The organism is Streptomyces sp. Ac-502, assembly GCF_045222935.1.
Taxonomy (GTDB): domain Bacteria; phylum Actinomycetota; class Actinomycetes; order Streptomycetales; family Streptomycetaceae; genus Streptomyces; species Streptomyces monomycini.
Map to the genome: position 1 here is coordinate 8,564,207 of NZ_JBHFFO010000001.1, position 16,533 is coordinate 8,580,739.

Sequence of the window (16,533 nt, forward strand, 5' to 3'; positions counted from 1 at the left end):
GCGCCAGGGGTGGCGCGGGGATTTAGGCTGTGGCCCGGGCCACGTCGGACGTACCGTGAGAAATCCGCCGGAGGGGAGTGGCAAATGGAAGATGAATTCCACGAGTTGACGGACCGGGTGCGGGCCGAACTCCGCTCCCCGCAGGACCTCGTCGCCTACGAGCGGCTCCTCGGACTGGCCCGCAAGAACACCACGGCGGGACGCGAGGAACTGGCCCAGGTGCTCACCGCCGACGAGCGCCCGCTGTGGGCCCGCGAGATCGCCGCGTTCATCCTGGGCACCGCGGGCGACCGCCGCGCCTTCGAGACCCTCGTCCTGCTGCTCAACTACCGCGACCCGGTACGGTGCGCCACCGCCGCCCACGCCCTCGGCCGCCTCGGCGACCCGCGCACGGCCCGCGCCGCCGCCGCACTCGCCACCAACCCGCTGCGCACCGCCTACGCCCTGCACCCGGTCCGCCTGCTCGCCGAACTGCGCGCCCCCGAATCCGTACCGGCCCTGATCGCCACCCTGGAACGCCTGCTCACCCCGCACAACCCGTACTGGCGCGTGGCCCTCGCCTGCGTCGAAGGCCTGGGCGCCCTGGGCGACCGCCGTGCGGTCCCCGCCCTCACTGCGGCCCTCGACCACCCCCGCCTGGCCGCCGCGGCGGCCGCCTCCCTGGCCCGCCTGGGTGTTCAGGAACCGGAGGAGCGGGCGGGGCCCTGAGAGTCCGCCGCGAGCGTCACGGCGGCCGGCAGGGACCGCCAGTAACGCACCTCCGGTACGGCCACCCCCGCGACCTCGTACACCTCCTCGGCGCCGTCGGCCCGGAAACCGGCGCGCTCGTAGAAGCGCCGGGCGCGTGCGTTGCCCTTGAGTACCCACAGACACAGCGCACGGAAACCGTTCTGCCCGGCGCGCGCCAGGCAGGCGTTCATCAGGGCGCGCCCGACACCCGTACCGATGCGCTCCGGAGGCAGGTAGAGGGCGTACAACTCGCCTTCGGACGCCGGGGGCGGCGGTGCGCCGTCTTCGGCCCGGACCGGCCCGAAGACGGCCCAGCCGACCAGACCGCCGTCCTGCTCCGCCACGAGGTTGACCACCTCGGGCGGCGCCGCGGCGAAGAACTCCCGGCGCACGGCAGCGTCCTCGGCGACGCTCAGCCCGTCCAGGTACGCCCGCGGCATCAGCCCCGCATAGGCGGTCTGCCAGCCGCGCACCCGGATGGCCGCCACGGCGTCGATGTCGGCCTGTGTCATGTCCCGTATCCGCACCGGTTCCACCATGGCTGCCAGATTAGGCTCCAGGACACTTCGGCCACCGGTCATTCACCGGCAGCGAGCAGCGCACACCCGCGCCAATTCGGGTGCACGGAGCGGTCTCGATGATGTGGGATGCGAGGCATGGCGATGGTGGTGCTGGGCAAGCCGGGAGCCGACGGGCTGGACGAGGCGGTGGCCGCCCTGCGGGAGTGGCAGGACGACCGGGCGCCCGTGCAACTGCACCCGGGGGACCTCGGATGGTTCCGGCGATTCGGCGCGGCGGCGACGGCCGCGGCGGTCCGGACCTGGAGCCGGGACGGACGGATACTCGCCGTGGGGCTGCTGGACGGCCCCGGGCTGCTGCGACTGGCGATCGCGCCGGACGCCCGGCAGGACGGGGAACTGGCGCGGCGGCTGGCCCAGGATGTGACCACCCCGGAGCGCGGCGTCCTGCCGGCGGGAAAGGCGCGCGTCGACGCACCGGCGGGCGCGCTGCTCCACACCCTGCTGGCCGAGGACGGCTGGCGCACCGACGACCCGTGGACACCGCTGTGCCGCGACCTCACGGAACCGGTCGAGGACCCGGGCGTACGGATCGAGGTGGCCGGGCCGCAGCAGGCAGCCGTACGGGCCGCCGTGCAGCGGGCGGCGTTCGACGGGTCGACGTTCACGGACGGGAACTGGCACGCGATGGCGGCCGGGGCGCCGTACACCGACGCCCGGTGCCTGATCGCGTACGACGAGCGGGGCGACGCGGTGGCAGCGGTGACGGTGTGGTCGGCCGGCCCCGGGAAGCCCGGACTGCTCGAACCGATGGGCGTGCACCGGGAACATCGCGGTCAGGGCCATGGCAAGGCGATCAGCGCCGCCGCGGCGGCCACACTTCGGCAACTCGGCTCGTCGAGCGCGCTGGTCTGCACCCCGGGCTCCAACACGGGCGCCGTCGCCACCTACATGTCGGCCGGTTTCCGGCGACTGCCTGAGGTCCGGGACCGGTACAGGGACCGCTGAGATATGAGATACAGGGGCCGGAACGTGCTGGCGGCACGGCCCGCATACGGGTTCAGGGCTGGTACTCGTATCCGATCGTGAACCGGGGCCGCAGGCACCACTCCCCGTACTCGATGACTCCTTCGGCGTCCGACCACCTGTGAGCGCCTGCCAGGATCGGCGAACCCACCGCGAGCCCGAGAGCGCTGGCCTCCCGTGCGTCGGCGTCCCGGGCGTGCATGTCGTCCCTGGCGTGCGTGATGGTGCGCCCGGTGGCTTCCAGGACTCGCGCGGTCAGCCCGTGGTTCCGTCCCGGAGTCGTGTTCAGCAAGTCCGGAACCAGGGCGGCGAACGGTGCCGGGTACCACGTCACGGCGAACACGGTCCGGGTCTTTCCCCGGCCGGCGAGCCACTCCCGGCGTACGACCTGATCTCCGGCGCCGAGGTCGAGGATCTCGGCGACGTACAGCGGCGGGGCAACCAGTCCGGCAGCGGTGACCCGGCTCGTCTCGCCCTCCGCCAGGAACGACTTGACCCGTTGGACGCGGGCCAGCCGGTCACGTGCTGAGAGCGTCCACCTGGGGTCGTCGGCAACGTAGGTGCCCCTGGGGGTGGTCCTGATGTAGTTCTCGACCTGTAGGGCTTGCAGAGCCCTGGAGACGGTGGCGGCTGCCACCTGCCACTGCCCGGCGATCTCCCGGTTGGTCGGTAGCTGCGCGCCGGGTTCGAGCTCCCCCGACAGGATGCGCTCCCGGAAGTGATCGGCGATCTTCGTAAACGTCTTCGGAGCGGCCATTCGGCCTGCCTTCCGCGCGAGTTGACTCGTGTCAATGTCGGCACACTAGGGCGCTGCCAACCGTAGCGTTGCCGTGCGGTTCCGTGCGGACGCCGTGGGCGACATGACGACCGTGACCGGCCCTCGGCTCGTCGAACGTGATCGTCTGCGACGGGCCCGCCGAGGACGGCAGTGCCGGATGCGTGCGCGGTGCACGTGCTGGGTGTGCGTACGGGCTCGGGGCGGCAGCGCCATCAGGACTGCTCGACCTCGGCCATCAGGAGCCGCAGCGTAAGTGAGTGCTTCTCCGGGGGCAGGGAGTCCAGTGCGTTCCGTGCGTAAGCCACTCCTCCGGACACGTCTCCGGAACGGGCGAGCATGAGCCCTCGGTGCATCTCCAGGTGCGTCGCGAACCGGGGCAGCTCGGCGGGCAACTCGCGCCGTGCCGCGTCCTGTGCCGCTACCGCTGTGGTCTCGTCTCCGAGGCGCGCGGCCAGCAGCGAGACGAACACGTTCATGCGCCACCACGGCACCGCGTAGTCGCTGGTCTGCGCGTAGGATCCCGCCTTGTCGAACACGCGGCGCCCGTCATCCATGAGCTTTTGCGCCGTGGTCACGTCACCTCGGACCGCTGCTGCGTGAGCCTTGCCGAAGATGGCGTTCAAGAGCCCGAGGGACGGCCGGTCGCTGATGGCCATCGCCTGATCGGCCAGTACGTCGGCTACGCCCAGTGACGCCCCCTCGTACCCGAGCGCGATGGCTGCCCGGCCCCGGACCCACACCCGCGCGTCATCGTCACCCGACTGGTCCGCCGCCTTCGCCGCCAGGCGGTACCACTGCACGGCCTTGGACCCGTCGGAGCCGGGAAAGGTCTTGGCGTACAGCGTCATCAGCCGAGCTGCCACGGACCACAGGCGGGGTCTGTCCAATTGTTGCTGCACCACCACCAGTTCGCCGGCCACCCGCCGCTGGATGTCGGCAGCGCCCAGGCTCATGTACTCGGTGCCGTACGTGGCGAGCTTGGCCTCCCACGCGTCCGTGGAAGGCCCCCTTGGAGCCGGGCGGCGAAACCCACGCTGAGGAGGTCCGAGGCGACCACGGGCGCTATCGCGGCTCCGGCCGCGTCGGTCAGGAACGTACGGCGCTTCACTTCACCCTCTAGAGCGGCCAGGGGCACGTCGAGGACGGCCGACAGGCACCGGAGGTAGTAAGCCCCCGGAGTCACCTTGGAACGTTCCCAGCGGCTCACGTACTCCCGGTCGAGGTTCGTCCCGAAGGCGTCATTGATTGCTGACGCCAGTCGCCCCTGACTCCAGCTGCGGGCTTTGCGTAGGTCCTTGATCAGCGCCCCGATGGCCATGTGCCCATCTTGCCCCTGCCGCTGCCTCCAGGCTGGGGTGGAGCAGTGATCGAATGCCACTTGCCCCTAGAGGTGCCCCTACTTTGCCCCGTTGGTCGGCGGGAGTATCCACGGGACCGAGACCCAAGGAAGTGGCGGACATGAGCCAGCCGACGCGGTACAGCAGTGCACCGATCGAACTGCCGTTGTGTCTGGAGTCGGAACCGACTCCGGTGGAAGGGTGCGCGGGGTGTACCGAACTGGTCAACGTACGGATCCGTGCGCGCGCCGTGGGCGACATGACGACCGTGACTGACTGCAACGTCTACCTGCGACGACACCCCGAGGGGCATTGATGGTCACGCCGGACGACATCGGCAAGCGGGTCCAGGACGATGCCGGGCGCGTCGGCATCCTGTGTGACGTGATCGAGGAATACCGAGATCCGACCGTCCGCCCGAGCGGGTGCCCTGCGCAGGCGGTTGCCTTCCTGCGACCGGAGGGCGGGGGGTGCGAGTGGCTGGTTCCGCCCGGCGCGGTGGATCTGGCCTGAGTCGCTGACGCTGTGGGTCCCAGTAGCTCGGTCCGGACGCGATAATAGAACCTTCGTTCGTGTGAGGTCTGTCGCGTCGCTCCCGGCGCGCCCCCGGCCCCGGAGCCGTCCGGTCCGGCCGCGGCACCTCGGGCCCCGGGCCCCGCCTAAGGTGGTGGTCCTGCGGCACGGCGCGGCGCCGGTACGGCTCGCGGGCCGCGGGAACAGCAGACGAGCACCGGAGGAAGAGACACATGGGCCAGGTCGAGGCCAGTACGCAGCGCGAGATCGCGGCGGACCCGGAAGACGTGTTCGACGCGCTCGCCGACTACAGCGGTACGCGTCAGAAGCTGCTGCCCGGGCACTTCAGCGAGTACGAGGTGCGCGAGGGCGGCGACGGCAAGGGCACCCTCGTCCACTGGAAGCTCCAGGCCACGAGCAAGCGGGTGCGCGACTGCCTGCTGGAGATCGACGAGCCGACCGACGGCCAGCTGGTGGAGAAGGACCGCAACTCCTCCATGGTGACGACCTGGGTGGTCACCCCGGCGGGCCAGGGCCGCGCCAACGTCGTCGTCACCACGACCTGGCAGGGCGCGGGCGGCATCGGCGGCTTCTTCGAGCGGACCTTCGCTCCCAAGGGGCTGGGCCGCATCTACGACGAGCTGCTCGCCAACCTCGCCAAGGAGACGGAGAAGAAGTGACCCGGCGCTGACGCCGGGGGACCGGGCGGTGCCGTGCCCCCGGGAGGGGCGCGGCACGCTCACCGGTTCGGGTGGTTTCCGTCGGCCCGTCGTCCGTGCCGGAACGTACCGCCACCGCCGGGAAACGCCTGATGGGCGACCGACGGGCGCTCCCGGCACCGTAGTTGGGCCCCGTACCGCCCCGTCCACCGCCGCTCGCCGCGCTTGAACGCCGTTGTCCCCGATGCGAGAAAGGGGCGGCGGCGCAGGCGTGACGAGGGGAGCATTACGTGGGCGGTACCACCTTGACCGAACCGGGGCGGTGGGCGGCGGCACCGGACATCCGTCCGGCCTGGACGGAGGACGGCGGCCCGCCGGGCCCCCGCGGGGCGCCGGCCCTCCTGTCCGGGCTGCTGGCGGCCCTGCTGCCCGGCGCCCTCGGCGCGACGGTCGCCGTCACCGCGCTGCCGCGGATCGCCGGCGACCTGCGCGGCCCGGACACGGTGTCCTGGGTGGTGACCGTGTACCTGTTCGCCGCCGCGGCCGGCCTGCCGCTGCACGGCAAGCTCGGTGACGCCTTCGGCCGCAAGGCGGCCCTGGTCCTCGCCGCGGCTCTGCTCACCGCCGGTTCGGTGCTGGCCGGCCGGTCGCACTCCATGGGGGAGCTGGTCGCCTACCGTGCCCTCCAGGGGGCCGGGGCAGGAGGCCTGCTGGTCGGGGTGCAGGCGGTCGTCGCGAGCCTCGTACCGCCCGGACTGCGCGGCCGGATCATGGCCGGAGCGGGCGCCGCCTGCGGACTCGCCTGTGCGGCCGGGCCGTTGCTCGGCGGCTTCCTCACGGACCACGCGTCCTGGCGCTGGTGCTTCTTCTCCGGTGTGCCCTTCGGTGTGCTGGCGCTGCTCGTGGCGGCGTGCGTGCCGAGGCTGCCCAAGCCTGCCGTACGGGGCCGACTCGACCCGGCGGGAGCGCTGTTGCTCGCCGCCTGCGCCACCTGCCTCGCGCTGCTCGTGAGTTGGGGCGGTACGGAGTACGCCTGGACCTCGCGGGCCGTCGTCGGCCTCGGACTGGGCGCGCTCGGCGCCGCCCTGATGTTCCTCGCCGTCGAGTACTTCGGCACCGACCCGCTGCTGCCGCTCCGTCTCGTGCGGGACACGGTGTTCGCCGTCCCGGGACTGGTCGGCGCCGCCCTGGGTGTCGCCCTGTTCGGCGCCGCCGAATACCTGCCGACCTTCCTGCCGGTGGCCGACGGCGCGTCACCGGCCCGGTCGGGCCTGCTGATGCTGCCCGCGACGGCCGGTCTCGCGTTCGGCGCGGTCCTCTGCGGCCATCTCGGCCGCCGTACCGGCCGGCACCGCCTGCTCCCCGTCGTTGGCTGTGCGCTGGCGGGCGGGGCGGTGTGGCTGCTGTGCCGGGCGCCGCAGGATGCCGGGCAGCCCCTGCACGCCCTCGGGACGGGGGTCCTGGGCCTGGGCGTCGGCTGCGTGCTGCCGGTGCTCGTGCTGGCCGTACGCGACTCCGTACGGCGCGCCGGGGCCGCCACCACCGGCACGCACGCCACCAGCACCCACGCGACCAGCACCCACGCCACGCTCCGGCAGCTCGGCGGCTGCGTCGGCGCGGCGCTCTTCCTCACCTTCCTCGCCGACCGGCTCGTCGGGCACATCGGTCCCGGCCTGCCGGGGTCCGGACGGCACGCCGCCGAACCGGAGTCACTTGTCCCGGGACTGCTGGGCGCGCTGCCCGCCGTACTGCGCGACAGCCCGGCCGCGGCCTACGCGCAGCCCGTGCCGCGCGTCCTCCTCTACCTCCTGCCGGTGCTCCTTCTGGGCCTGCTGCTCGCCGTCCTCCTGAAAGAGAAACCCCTGGTGACCCACGCCTCACCCTTCCCGCCCGTCCCGGTCCCGCCGCCCGCCGGGCAGCGGGAGGCGCTCTCCGTGCCGCAGGCCCGTACCGAGGCGGCGCCGCCCGGCCCGCCGGAGCGACCGGAACCGGACCGCGCGCCGCGGGCACCGGCCGCCGTCGCCGACCCGTACGTGCCCGGCGTCCCGATGGGCGGCACGGTCCGGCACCGCGACGGCAGCGCGGTACCGCACGCCGCCCTCACCCTGGTCGGCACCGACGGCCGGCAGGTGGCCCGCGGCGCGACCGGGGTGGACGGGCGGTACGCGCTGAGCGCGCCGGGCCCCGGCGCGTACGTGCTGATCGCCGCCGCCGGCGGGCACCGGCCGCAGGCGGTCGCCGTCACGGTCGGCGAGCGGCCGGTCGGGCTCGACCTGCTGCTCGGCGGCGCCGGACGGCTGTCCGGCACGGTCACCACGGCGGACGGCACGCCCGTGCGCGACGCGGCGGTCACGCTCACGGACGTGCGCGGCGAGGTCGTCGCCACCGGGCGCAGCGGGCGCGAGGGCGGCTACGTCCTGACGGACCTGGTGGCCGGCGAGTACACCCTCGCCGCGAGTTCCCCCGCGCACCGCCCCGCCGCCCTGCCGGTCACCGTCGGGTCGGCCCGGGAGACCCGGCAGGACATCGAGCTGGCGGGCGGCGCGGTGCTGCGCGGCACCGTACGGTCCGGCGGCGGGCGACCCGTCGAGGACGCCCGGGTCACCCTGCTGGACGCGGCCGGCAACGTGGTGGACTCCGCGACCACCGGGCCGGACGGGCTGTTCCGTTTCCTCGACCTGTCGGCGGGCGAGTACACCGTCGTCGCGGCGGGCTACCCGCCGGTGGCGACGGTCCTCCAGGTCACGGGCGGCGGCCGTACCGAGCGCGACCTCCAGCTCGGGTACGGGGACTGACCGGCCGCCCGTACGGCCGGGGCCGCCCCTACGGCCGGCGCCGCCTGTGCGACGGGTGCCGGCCGTACGACCGGTGCCGGCCGCACGGGCCGGCACCGGCCTGCCCGGCCCGGGTACGCGGGCCGGACACCGGTGTCCCGGATCAGGTGCGGCGCCACAGCGCCGGGACGGCCGGCGGCTCCCATCCGGCGCGCGCCGTGTGCGGCTGGAGGCACGCGTACGTGGCGCCGTCGTAGGTGACCTGGTCACCCGCGCGGTAGTCGGTCCCCGCGGACCAGGTGCCGCCGGGCGGATCGGTCGGCTTGCCCGTCGGCGTCGGGGTGGTACCGCCGCGCACCCGCAGGACGAAGTCGAAGGACGCCTCCTTGGCCGACCCGTTCTGCCGTACGTTCATCAGCAGCGCGGGGTCGAAGAGCGGGTCGGTGTTGTTGCGCGGCTCGCCGGGGAAGTAGAGCTGCGTGGTGAGGATCGGCTGGTTCGGTGCCTGGAGTTTGACGTGCAGGTGCCGGGTGCGGCCCGGGTAGAGGCCCGGCACGATCGTGGTGAGTTTGAACGCGCCGCGCTGGTCGGTGAACTGGTGCCCGCGGAAGCGGAACCCCACGTTGTCGTACGCGCCGTTGACGTCCGCCTGCCACCAGTCCAGCAGCACGTTGGCCAGCGGCTGGCAGGTCAGCCCGAAGACGAACCCGCTCACGGTGAGCCGGGTGCCCTGGGTGCCGGGCTGTATCAGCGAGTCCCGCAGGGGCGAGTTCGGCTTGAAGTAGGGACCTTCCATCTGCGGCGGAGTGGGGTCGTCACCGTCGTCGCAGTACGGGGTGGGAGTGAGCGGGCCTTCGGAGGGCCTGGTGTCGCGGGCCAGGGCGACACCGCCGAGCAGCATCGGCAACGGCACGGCCGCGACAGCGGCCTTGAGCACGTTCTTGCGGCTGATCCGTCTGCGCGGACCACCGTCCTGCACCGGGTCGGTGCGGTCTGTGCGTTCGTCGTCCATCGGGCGCTCCTGTGAGCAGGGGGAAGGGCGGGGCGGCCCGGTCACGGGGTGGCAGCAGGAGCCGGGACCGTCCTCGCCGCAGGGGCTGGCTGACGGCGACAGACGCTATTCGGGCCGCCGCGGCGCAGCGATGGACTCGGCACCGGGGTCATGGTGAATTCCTCCGGTGCCGTCCGCGGCCCGGCGGAAGTCGCCGGGGCTCAGGCCCGTCTCCCGGCGGAAGAAACGGCAGAAGTACGCCGGGTCGCCGAAGCCCACCCGGCGGGCCACCTGGGTCACCGTCAGCTCGGAACCGGACAGCAGCCGCTTGGCCTCCACGGTCTGCGCGTGGCGGATCAGCCGGCCCGGGGTCCGGCCGGTGCCACGCTTGACCAGTTCGGTCAGATGCCCTACGGACACGCCCAGTTCGTCCGCGTAGGACCGCACAGGCCGCCCCAGGGAGCCCGGCTGGGCCAGCAGCCGGGTGAACTCCCGGGCGACCAGGGCGGACCGGCCGGACACGAAGTCCGTACGGCGGGCTTCCTCGGCGCCGGAACCGGAACCGGAACTGGGTGCTCCGTCCTGGCCCGGCGCACTCCGGGGTACGGACATCCGCAGCGCGCGGGCGATGAGGATGTGCAGCTGCGCCTGGAGCACCGACGTGAACGACGGGGCCCGCTCGCCGTACTCCCGCAGCATCTCGGCGACCAGACCGGACAGCCGCGCCGCGTCGTCGGCGCCGGGCCGCAGCCACGGGCGTTCGCCCAGCCGGGCCAGCGCGTCCCGGTCACCGGGGTGGGCCAGCAGGAAGTCGTCGGTGAACAGGACCACCCAGCCGCGCAGTCCGTGCACGCGGTCCCAGTAGTGCACCTGGCCCGGCGTGATGAAGCACAGGTGGGGCGGGCGTAGCGGACGGCGGTCCTCGTCGAGGACGTGGGTGCCGGTGCCGCCGGTCACGTACACGATCTCGTGGAAGGAGTGCCGGTGCGGGAAGCCGGCCCGGGAGAGCGGGCCGATGGTGTCGAAGGAGCCGATGGCGAAGGGCAGCAGGTGGGGCGCCGGCACGTCGAGGCGGTGCAGGGGCACGGGGCCGTCGGCCTGGTCGTTGCCGCCGCGCGGGGCGAAGACGTCCGGTGCGGGGCCCGCCCGCCGCCCGGCCCGGCGGGCGGCGGTCCGGCGGGTCCCCGCGGTCACCTGTTCGGTCCGTCTGGGCACGTCCTCACCATACGGGCGCCCGCAAGACCGCGACCGGTACGGGAGGAACGGTTCGGCTCGACCGGCGCGCGACCGGCCGGTGCCGGCAGGGCCCGCATGACCGTCACGACATGACCGGTACGGCCGGTTCCGCCGGGCGGCGGCCGCGCACGACGCACGGCGCACGGCGCACGGCGCACGGCGCACGGCGCGCGGCGCCGGTGCGGGAAGGGGCGGCAGCGGCGCCCGGGGCGACCGATCGCCTTGCGCCATGGTCGTTCACGCGGGGCGCACCACCTATTCGGTGAATGCGGCCCGCACTGTCACCCCACGGCCGTACCGTGGTAGCGGTGGTGCAAGATCGGTGTACGAAGGAGCAACCGCCCATGGAGCGTGGCCCGTCGCACGGCGACGACAGGGTGGGCGCGGCGCCTCAGGTGCCGGCGCCACGGGACACCGTGCCCGGGCGGATCCCGCTCGCCGTAGTGGTGGTGGACGCCGACGGACTGGTCTCCCACTGGAGTACGGGCGCCCGCAAACTCTTCGGGCCCTCCCGTGAGGACGCGGTGGGGACGCCCGCCGTCGATCTGATGCCGGTCTCCGGCGCGCTCGGCGACGAGGAGTGGACGGACCGGAGCTGGGACGAACAGCCGTCGGGCGGGCGGTGCGACGGGCCCGGCCTGGGGCCGTCGTTGGGCGGCGGGACCGGCTACCCGACCGCGGGGCGCGCCCGTATGGCGGACGTGGAGCGGGGCACGGTCGACCTCCTGTGGTGGGCGTACCCGCTGGTGGGCCCCGGCGCGGAGCGGCTGCTCGTGCTGGCCGCCGACGCCGACCAGCTGCACGGCCGCGGCGGCGCGGGAGCCGCAGCCGACGACACCGCGGAGAACGAGCGTTTCGTCCCCGGCTTCGCGCTCCACACGGACTTCGAGGGCTCCGAGGTGCTGGCCGCCCAACTGCCCCAGATCCTGCCGAGCATGAGCCCCCAGGAGAGCGCCCGGATCGTCTCCCAGGTGCTGGAGCTGGGCTATCCGGTGCTGGAGGTCAGCCAGCAGGAGCGCTTCCCGGTCACCCCGGACTGGGGCGTGCCGCGCCGGGTGGAGCGCCGGGCCCGGCCGCTGCGGGACGCGGACGGCGCACCGGACGCGCGGACCGCCGCCGAGGCCGCGGCGGAGCTGGAGACCGACCTCGAATACGCCGCGGTGCGCGAGCGGTTGGAGTTCCTGAACGAGGTCAGTGGCCGGATCGGCTCGTCCCTGGACCTCGCCCACACCATCCAGGAGGTCAGCGAGGCCGTCGTACCGCGCTTCACCGATGTCGCCGGCACGTACCTGCGCGAGCAGGTCATCGCGGGCGAGGGCTTCCCGGACGGCCCGCCGGACGCCACGACCCTGTGGCACCGCGTCGCGGTGGAGCACAACGACGAGCCGGGCCGGTGGGACGACGTCGTGCCGGTCGGCGAGTCGATGCCCTTCCCCGTGCACACGCCGTTCTTCCAGTGCATGACCACCGGCGAGCCGGTGCTGATCCCGCGCATCAGCGAGGAGCTGGGCAACGCGATCGCCGCCCAGTTCGAGAAGCGCGACATCAGCCCGCTGATCAACCGGCGCTCGCTGCTGGTGGTCCCGCTCAAGGCGCGCAACGTGGTCCTGGGCTTCATGATCCTGCTGCGCCATCCGGAGCGGATGGAGTTCAACGACATGGACCGGGTCACCGGCGCCGAACTGGCCGCCCGCGCCGGTCTCGTCCTGGACAACGCCCGGATGTACACCTACCAGGAGAACGTCGCCGAGACGCTCCAGGACAGCATGCTGCCGCACATCGCGCCGCGGATGGCCGGCTGCGACACGGCCACCCGCTACCTCCCGGGCACCCGCCTCGGCCGGGTCGGCGGCGACTGGTTCGACACCATCAAACTGCCCGGGTCGCGTACCGCCTTCGTGGTGGGCGACGTGATGGGCCACGGCCTGAACTCCGCCGCGATGATGGGCCAGCTGCGTACGGCGGTGCAGACCATGGCCGCCATCGACATGCACCCGGCCCAGCTGCTGCGCAGCCTGGACGACCTCGCGCAGCGGCTCGGCGACAACTACCTCGCCACCTGCCTGTACGCGGTCTACGACCCGATCGGCCAGCAGCTCGTGATGGCCAACGCCGGGCACATCCCGCCGGTCCTGGTGCGGGCCGTGGACGGCCGCAGCGAGCTGCTGGAGCTGCCGACGGGCGCGCCCATCGGGGTCGGCGGGGTGCCGTTCGAGGCGGTGACGGTCCCGGTGGCGGCGGGCGACCGGCTGGTGCTGTGCACGGACGGCCTGGTCGAGGTGCGGGGCGAGGACATAGGCGTGGGCCTGGCGGCGCTCGCCGAGTCCGCCGCCCACCCGGCCGCGTCCATGGACGACGCCTGTGACGCCATCATCCGCGCGCTGAACGTCCGCGGCGGCCGCAAGGACGACGTGGCGCTGCTGATGGCACGGCTCAACGGCATCGCCCCGGAGGACGTCGCGGAGTGGCGGCTGGCCATCGACGCGCGCGAGGTGGGCCGCGCCCGCCGCCTGGTCCGCCGCCGGCTGGCGCGGTGGGGGCTGGAGGCGGCCTCGGAGACCGCCGAGCTGCTGGTCAGCGAGGTCGTCACCAATGCCGTACGGCATGCGCACACCCAGTACGTGGTGCTGCGGCTGGTGCGGACGGACGCCCTGCTGTGCGAGGTGTCGGACGACGACCACGCCCTGCCGCAGATGCTGAGCGCGGCGGACGACGACGAGTTCGGGCGCGGGCTGCGGGTGGTCAGCAGGCTCGCGCGGGAATGGGGTACGAGCCGGACGGCGACCGGAAAAACGGTGTGGTTCGAGCAGACTCTGTCACGTAACGGAAGCACCTGGCCGCGCGACGGGCGTACGCCGGTCCGCAACGGCGCATGAAAGAACGGTCAACAGACTTGCGGAGGTCCGGCGCGCCGCAGTAGCAAGGGGCCATGAGCGCTTCGAGCCACTACCTGCGGGCCTGGGAAGGCTTCTGGCGGGACGCCCCGGCCGGTGCGGGCGAGGTCTTCTGGGACTCCGACCCGTCCCTGACGGCCGAGCTCCATTTGCCGCTCTTCGCCGGCCACTTCGACGCCGCGCTGCCGGTCGTCGACCTGGGCTGCGGCAACGGCACCCAGACCCGCTTCCTGGCGGGGCGCTGTCCGCGCGCGGTGGGCGTCGACCTCTCGGAGGCGGCCGTCGCCCGCGCCCGTGCGGACGACCCGTCGGCAACGGCCGAATACCGGTGCCTGGACGCCGCCGACCCGGCGGCGGTCCGCGCGTTGCACGGCGAACTGGGCGACGTCAACGTGTACCTGCGCGGCGTCCTGCACCAGTGCGCCTCCGAGGACCGGCCCCGGATCGTGCGGAACGTGGCGACGCTGCTGGGCCGGCGCGGCCGGATCTTCGCCGTCGAACCGGCCGAGGCGTCCAGGGACGTCTTCGCCTCGCTGGCGCAGGGCCCCGACGGCCCGCCGGGCAAGCTGCGGGCGGTCCTCGCGCACGGCATCGCGCCCGGCGAGATGGCCGACTCGGTCGTCCCCGAGCTGCTCGCCGCCTACGGGCTGCGGGTGATCACCACCGGCCGGCTCCCGCTGACGACGACCGAGTACCGGGCGGACGGCTCCCGTATCGAGATCCCGACGAACTGGCTGGTGGCCGGGGCGGCGGGCTGACCACCGGAAACACCGCCCGCGCTCGCCGGGGCACGACGGTCCCGGACGAGCCAGGGGCGGCTCCGGCGCGGGCCGCCGCGGCGTCAGTCGTCGAGCGCCTGGTACAGCATGGTCCAGAAGTCGTGGATGAGCCGCGGCGAATCCGCGGTGGACATCCCGACATGGGTGAGCAGGATGCCGGTGAGCTGCCCGTCCGGGTCGGCGTACGTCGAGGTGCCGGCTCCGCCGTCCCAGCCGAACTGGCCTACGGGCGCGTAGTCACCACGGTAGGTGTGCACCGCCATCCCGAGGCCCCAGCCGCCGTGCAGCCCGAGGCCGAACGAGCCCTCGGAGTTCGCGGCCTGGGCCTCACGGAGCGCTTGTTGCGCGGGGGTGAGGCGGTTGGTGGTCATCAGCCGGACGGCGGGCCGGGACAGGATCCGTTCGCCGTCGTGCGTCCCGCCGTTCAGCAGCATGCGGAAGAACGCGTGGTAGTCGTCGGCGGTCGAGACCAGGCCGCCGCCGCCCGAAGCGAACGCCGGGGGCCGGCTGTACCGTCCGCCTGCGGCTTGGTCCCACACGATGAAGTCTCCGGTCTCCGGGTCGGGCACGTAGCCGGGAGGCAGCCGGTCGATCTTGTCGTCCGGCACATGGAAGCCGGTGTCCCGCATCCCCAGCGGATCGAGGACGCGTTCCCGCAGGAACGTCTCGTACGACTGGCCGGTGACCCGCGCGACGAGCACGCCGAGCAGGTCGGAGCCGATGTGGTACCCCCACCGCTCGCCGGGCTGGGACATCAGCGGCAGCGTGCCGAGGCGGCGCATCCACTCGTCCGGGTCGGGCAGCGGTGTCCGCTGACCGGTGAGTTCCAGCTCCTGCAGCGCGGCCTGGATCGGATGATGCAGCGACAGCATGTCCATCCCGAGCCCGAACGTGCAGGTCAGCACGTCCCTTACGGTGATCTGCCGCTGCGCGGGCACGGTGTCGTCCAGGGGGCCGTCGACGCGCTTCAGCACCTGGCGGCCGGCGAGTTCGGGCAGCCACGGCTCCACCGGGTCGTTCAGTCGCAGCCTGCACTCGTCGAGCAGGATCATCCCCGCCGCGATACCGACCGGCTTGGACGTCGAGGCCATCCGGAAGATGGTGTCCCGGCGCATCGGCGCGCCGCCGTCGTGGCGCATGGTGCCGAGCGCTTCGACGTGCGTCTCCCCGTGCCGGCTGACCAGGGCGACCAGCCCGGGAATCTTCCCGGACGTGACATGCCCTTCCAGTACGTCGCGCATCCTGCGCAGCCCCGCTTCGGAGAAACCGCTGGTGCTCTTCGCCATCACAAACCCCCTGGTGCAGTGCCAGCAGTGTTCAGAGATTCCTGAACGACTGCGACAGTACATTGCGTTCAGTGAATCGTAAAAGCTTTTCAAGCGCCGAGCGTGCTGCAAGAGCTGGGTTCTTTGGCCGCAAATTGCAATGGTTATGACGTTGAACGCAAGGACGGCTGGACGCGGGAATTGCAATGAGCCGCATGCGAACGCATACTGTGCAGCGGAGTGCGCGGGCGCCGAGCACCGCGCGGGACGGCAGAGGGAGGACGAGCACCCGTGCCCGGAGGCAGGCTCACCGAGGAGGACCGCCGGCGGATCGCCGCGGGACTGGCCGAGGGACTCGGATACACGGAGATCGGCCGGCGTCTGGAGCGGCCCGCCTCGACCGTCATGCGGGAGGTCACCCGTAACGGAGGGCCCGAGGGCTACCGGGCGGACCAGGCGCACGAGGCCACGCGGCATCGCGCGCGCCGGCGCAAGCAGCCCCAGCCTCCGGCGCCGCCGGTCCTGGACAGCGGCCATGGGCGTGACCCCCGGGCGCTCCAGGAGTTCACGGAGTCCTTCACCGATCTGCTGGCGCAGCAAGGGCTGCCCCGGATGGCGGCCAGGGTGCTGGCCTGTCTCTGCGTCACCGACTCGGGCGCCCTCACCGCCGCCGACCTGGTCGAACGGCTCCGGGTCAGCCCGGCGTCCGTCTCGCACGCCGTCGCCTTCCTCGAACAGCAGGGGCTGCTCGAACGGGACCGGGCCGCCGGCGCGCGCCGCGAACGCTATGTCATCGACGAGGACGTCTGGCTCCGCTCCATCCAGGCGGCGCTGGAGATGAACGACGCCCTGTTGGCCGCGTCGCAGCGGGCGACCGGGGTTCTCGGGGCCGGGACCCCGGCGGGGGCCCGCTTCGAGTCCTGCGCCGCGTTCCTCGTCCTCGTGAGCGAGTCCCTCCGGGGAGCCATGGAGCAGTGGCGGCAGAGCCAGGCCGCCCGGGGGTGAGCCGGCGCCCGGGCGCCGCGTCCGCACGG

General features: G+C 73.2%; 14 protein-coding genes and 1 pseudogene. 9 read left to right on the plus strand and 6 right to left on the minus strand.

Annotated elements, in window-relative coordinates; all coding sequences use genetic code 11:
* Nucleotides 1-84 precede the first annotated feature (84 nt).
* Nucleotides 85-708: a HEAT repeat domain-containing protein gene (locus tag ACEXOX_RS38890; protein WP_406525456.1), complete on the plus strand. Its 624-nt coding sequence runs from the start codon at nt 85-87 to the stop codon at nt 706-708.
* Here ACEXOX_RS38890 and ACEXOX_RS38895 read toward each other — a convergent pair.
* A complete protein-coding gene (locus ACEXOX_RS38895) occupies nt 678-1,268 on the minus strand; it encodes a GNAT family N-acetyltransferase (RefSeq protein WP_406525457.1) in 591 nt (196 codons plus the stop codon). The genes ACEXOX_RS38890 and ACEXOX_RS38895 overlap by 31 nt on opposite strands.
* 123 nt (nt 1,269-1,391) lie before the next feature.
* Between ACEXOX_RS38895 and ACEXOX_RS38900 the strand changes: the two genes are divergently transcribed.
* Complete coding sequence (locus ACEXOX_RS38900; protein ID WP_406526607.1) at nt 1,392-2,255, plus strand: GNAT family N-acetyltransferase; 864 nt, start codon at nt 1,392-1,394, stop codon at nt 2,253-2,255.
* Between the two features lie 52 nt (nt 2,256-2,307).
* Here the strand turns inward: ACEXOX_RS38900 and ACEXOX_RS38905 are convergent, their stop codons facing one another.
* Together ACEXOX_RS38905 and ACEXOX_RS38910 are read right to left on the minus strand one after the other, a co-directional pair.
* A complete protein-coding gene (locus ACEXOX_RS38905; protein ID WP_406525458.1) occupies nt 2,308-3,030 on the minus strand; it encodes a GntR family transcriptional regulator in 723 nt (240 codons plus the stop codon).
* Between the two features lie 233 nt (nt 3,031-3,263).
* Nucleotides 3,264-4,369: pseudogene (locus ACEXOX_RS38910) on the minus strand (helix-turn-helix domain-containing protein).
* A 140-nt stretch (nt 4,370-4,509) separates the two neighbouring features.
* On the opposite strand from ACEXOX_RS38910, the gene ACEXOX_RS38915 reads away from it, so the two are divergent.
* The 4 genes from ACEXOX_RS38915 (at nt 4,510) to ACEXOX_RS38930 (ending at nt 8,355) form a co-directional block, all read left to right on the plus strand.
* Nucleotides 4,510-4,704 (plus strand): hypothetical protein, encoded by a 195-nt coding sequence (locus ACEXOX_RS38915; RefSeq protein ID WP_406525459.1) that lies wholly within the window; start codon nt 4,510-4,512, stop codon nt 4,702-4,704.
* Entirely contained in the window at nt 4,704-4,901 is a 198-nt protein-coding gene (locus ACEXOX_RS38920; protein ID WP_406525460.1) for a hypothetical protein, read from the plus strand. The genes ACEXOX_RS38915 and ACEXOX_RS38920 overlap by 1 nt, the downstream gene beginning before the upstream one ends.
* Before the next feature lie 233 nt (nt 4,902-5,134).
* Nucleotides 5,135-5,581 (plus strand): SRPBCC family protein, encoded by a 447-nt coding sequence (locus ACEXOX_RS38925; RefSeq protein ID WP_406525461.1) that lies wholly within the window; start codon nt 5,135-5,137, stop codon nt 5,579-5,581.
* A gap of 269 nt (nt 5,582-5,850) precedes the next feature.
* Nucleotides 5,851-8,355: an MFS transporter gene (locus ACEXOX_RS38930; RefSeq protein WP_406525462.1), complete on the plus strand. Its 2,505-nt coding sequence runs from the start codon at nt 5,851-5,853 to the stop codon at nt 8,353-8,355.
* Between the two features lie 142 nt (nt 8,356-8,497).
* On the opposite strand, the gene ACEXOX_RS38935 is transcribed toward ACEXOX_RS38930, so the two are convergent.
* Both ACEXOX_RS38935 and ACEXOX_RS38940 read right to left on the minus strand, forming a co-directional pair.
* Nucleotides 8,498-9,346, minus strand: coding sequence for a carbohydrate-binding protein (locus ACEXOX_RS38935; protein WP_406525463.1), 849 nt, complete (start codon nt 9,344-9,346; stop codon nt 8,498-8,500).
* Nucleotides 9,347-9,451: 105 nt separating this feature from the next.
* Nucleotides 9,452-10,405 (minus strand): helix-turn-helix domain-containing protein, encoded by a 954-nt coding sequence (locus tag ACEXOX_RS38940; RefSeq protein WP_406526608.1) that lies wholly within the window; start codon nt 10,403-10,405, stop codon nt 9,452-9,454.
* A gap of 500 nt (nt 10,406-10,905) precedes the next feature.
* On the opposite strand from ACEXOX_RS38940, the gene ACEXOX_RS38945 reads away from it, so the two are divergent.
* Nucleotides 10,906-13,437 (plus strand): SpoIIE family protein phosphatase, encoded by a 2,532-nt coding sequence (locus ACEXOX_RS38945; RefSeq protein ID WP_406525464.1) that lies wholly within the window; start codon nt 10,906-10,908, stop codon nt 13,435-13,437.
* A gap of 53 nt (nt 13,438-13,490) precedes the next feature.
* Nucleotides 13,491-14,213, plus strand: a complete 723-nt coding sequence (locus tag ACEXOX_RS38950; protein ID WP_406525465.1) for a class I SAM-dependent methyltransferase — start codon at nt 13,491-13,493, stop codon at nt 14,211-14,213.
* 83 nt (nt 14,214-14,296) lie between these two features.
* Here the strand turns inward: ACEXOX_RS38950 and ACEXOX_RS38955 are convergent, their stop codons facing one another.
* A complete protein-coding gene (locus ACEXOX_RS38955) occupies nt 14,297-15,520 on the minus strand; it encodes a serine hydrolase domain-containing protein (RefSeq protein ID WP_406525466.1) in 1,224 nt (407 codons plus the stop codon).
* A gap of 270 nt (nt 15,521-15,790) precedes the next feature.
* On the opposite strand from ACEXOX_RS38955, the gene ACEXOX_RS38960 reads away from it, so the two are divergent.
* Nucleotides 15,791-16,504, plus strand: coding sequence for a helix-turn-helix domain-containing protein (locus ACEXOX_RS38960; protein WP_406525467.1), 714 nt, complete (start codon nt 15,791-15,793; stop codon nt 16,502-16,504).
* Nucleotides 16,505-16,533: the final 29 nt, after the last annotated feature.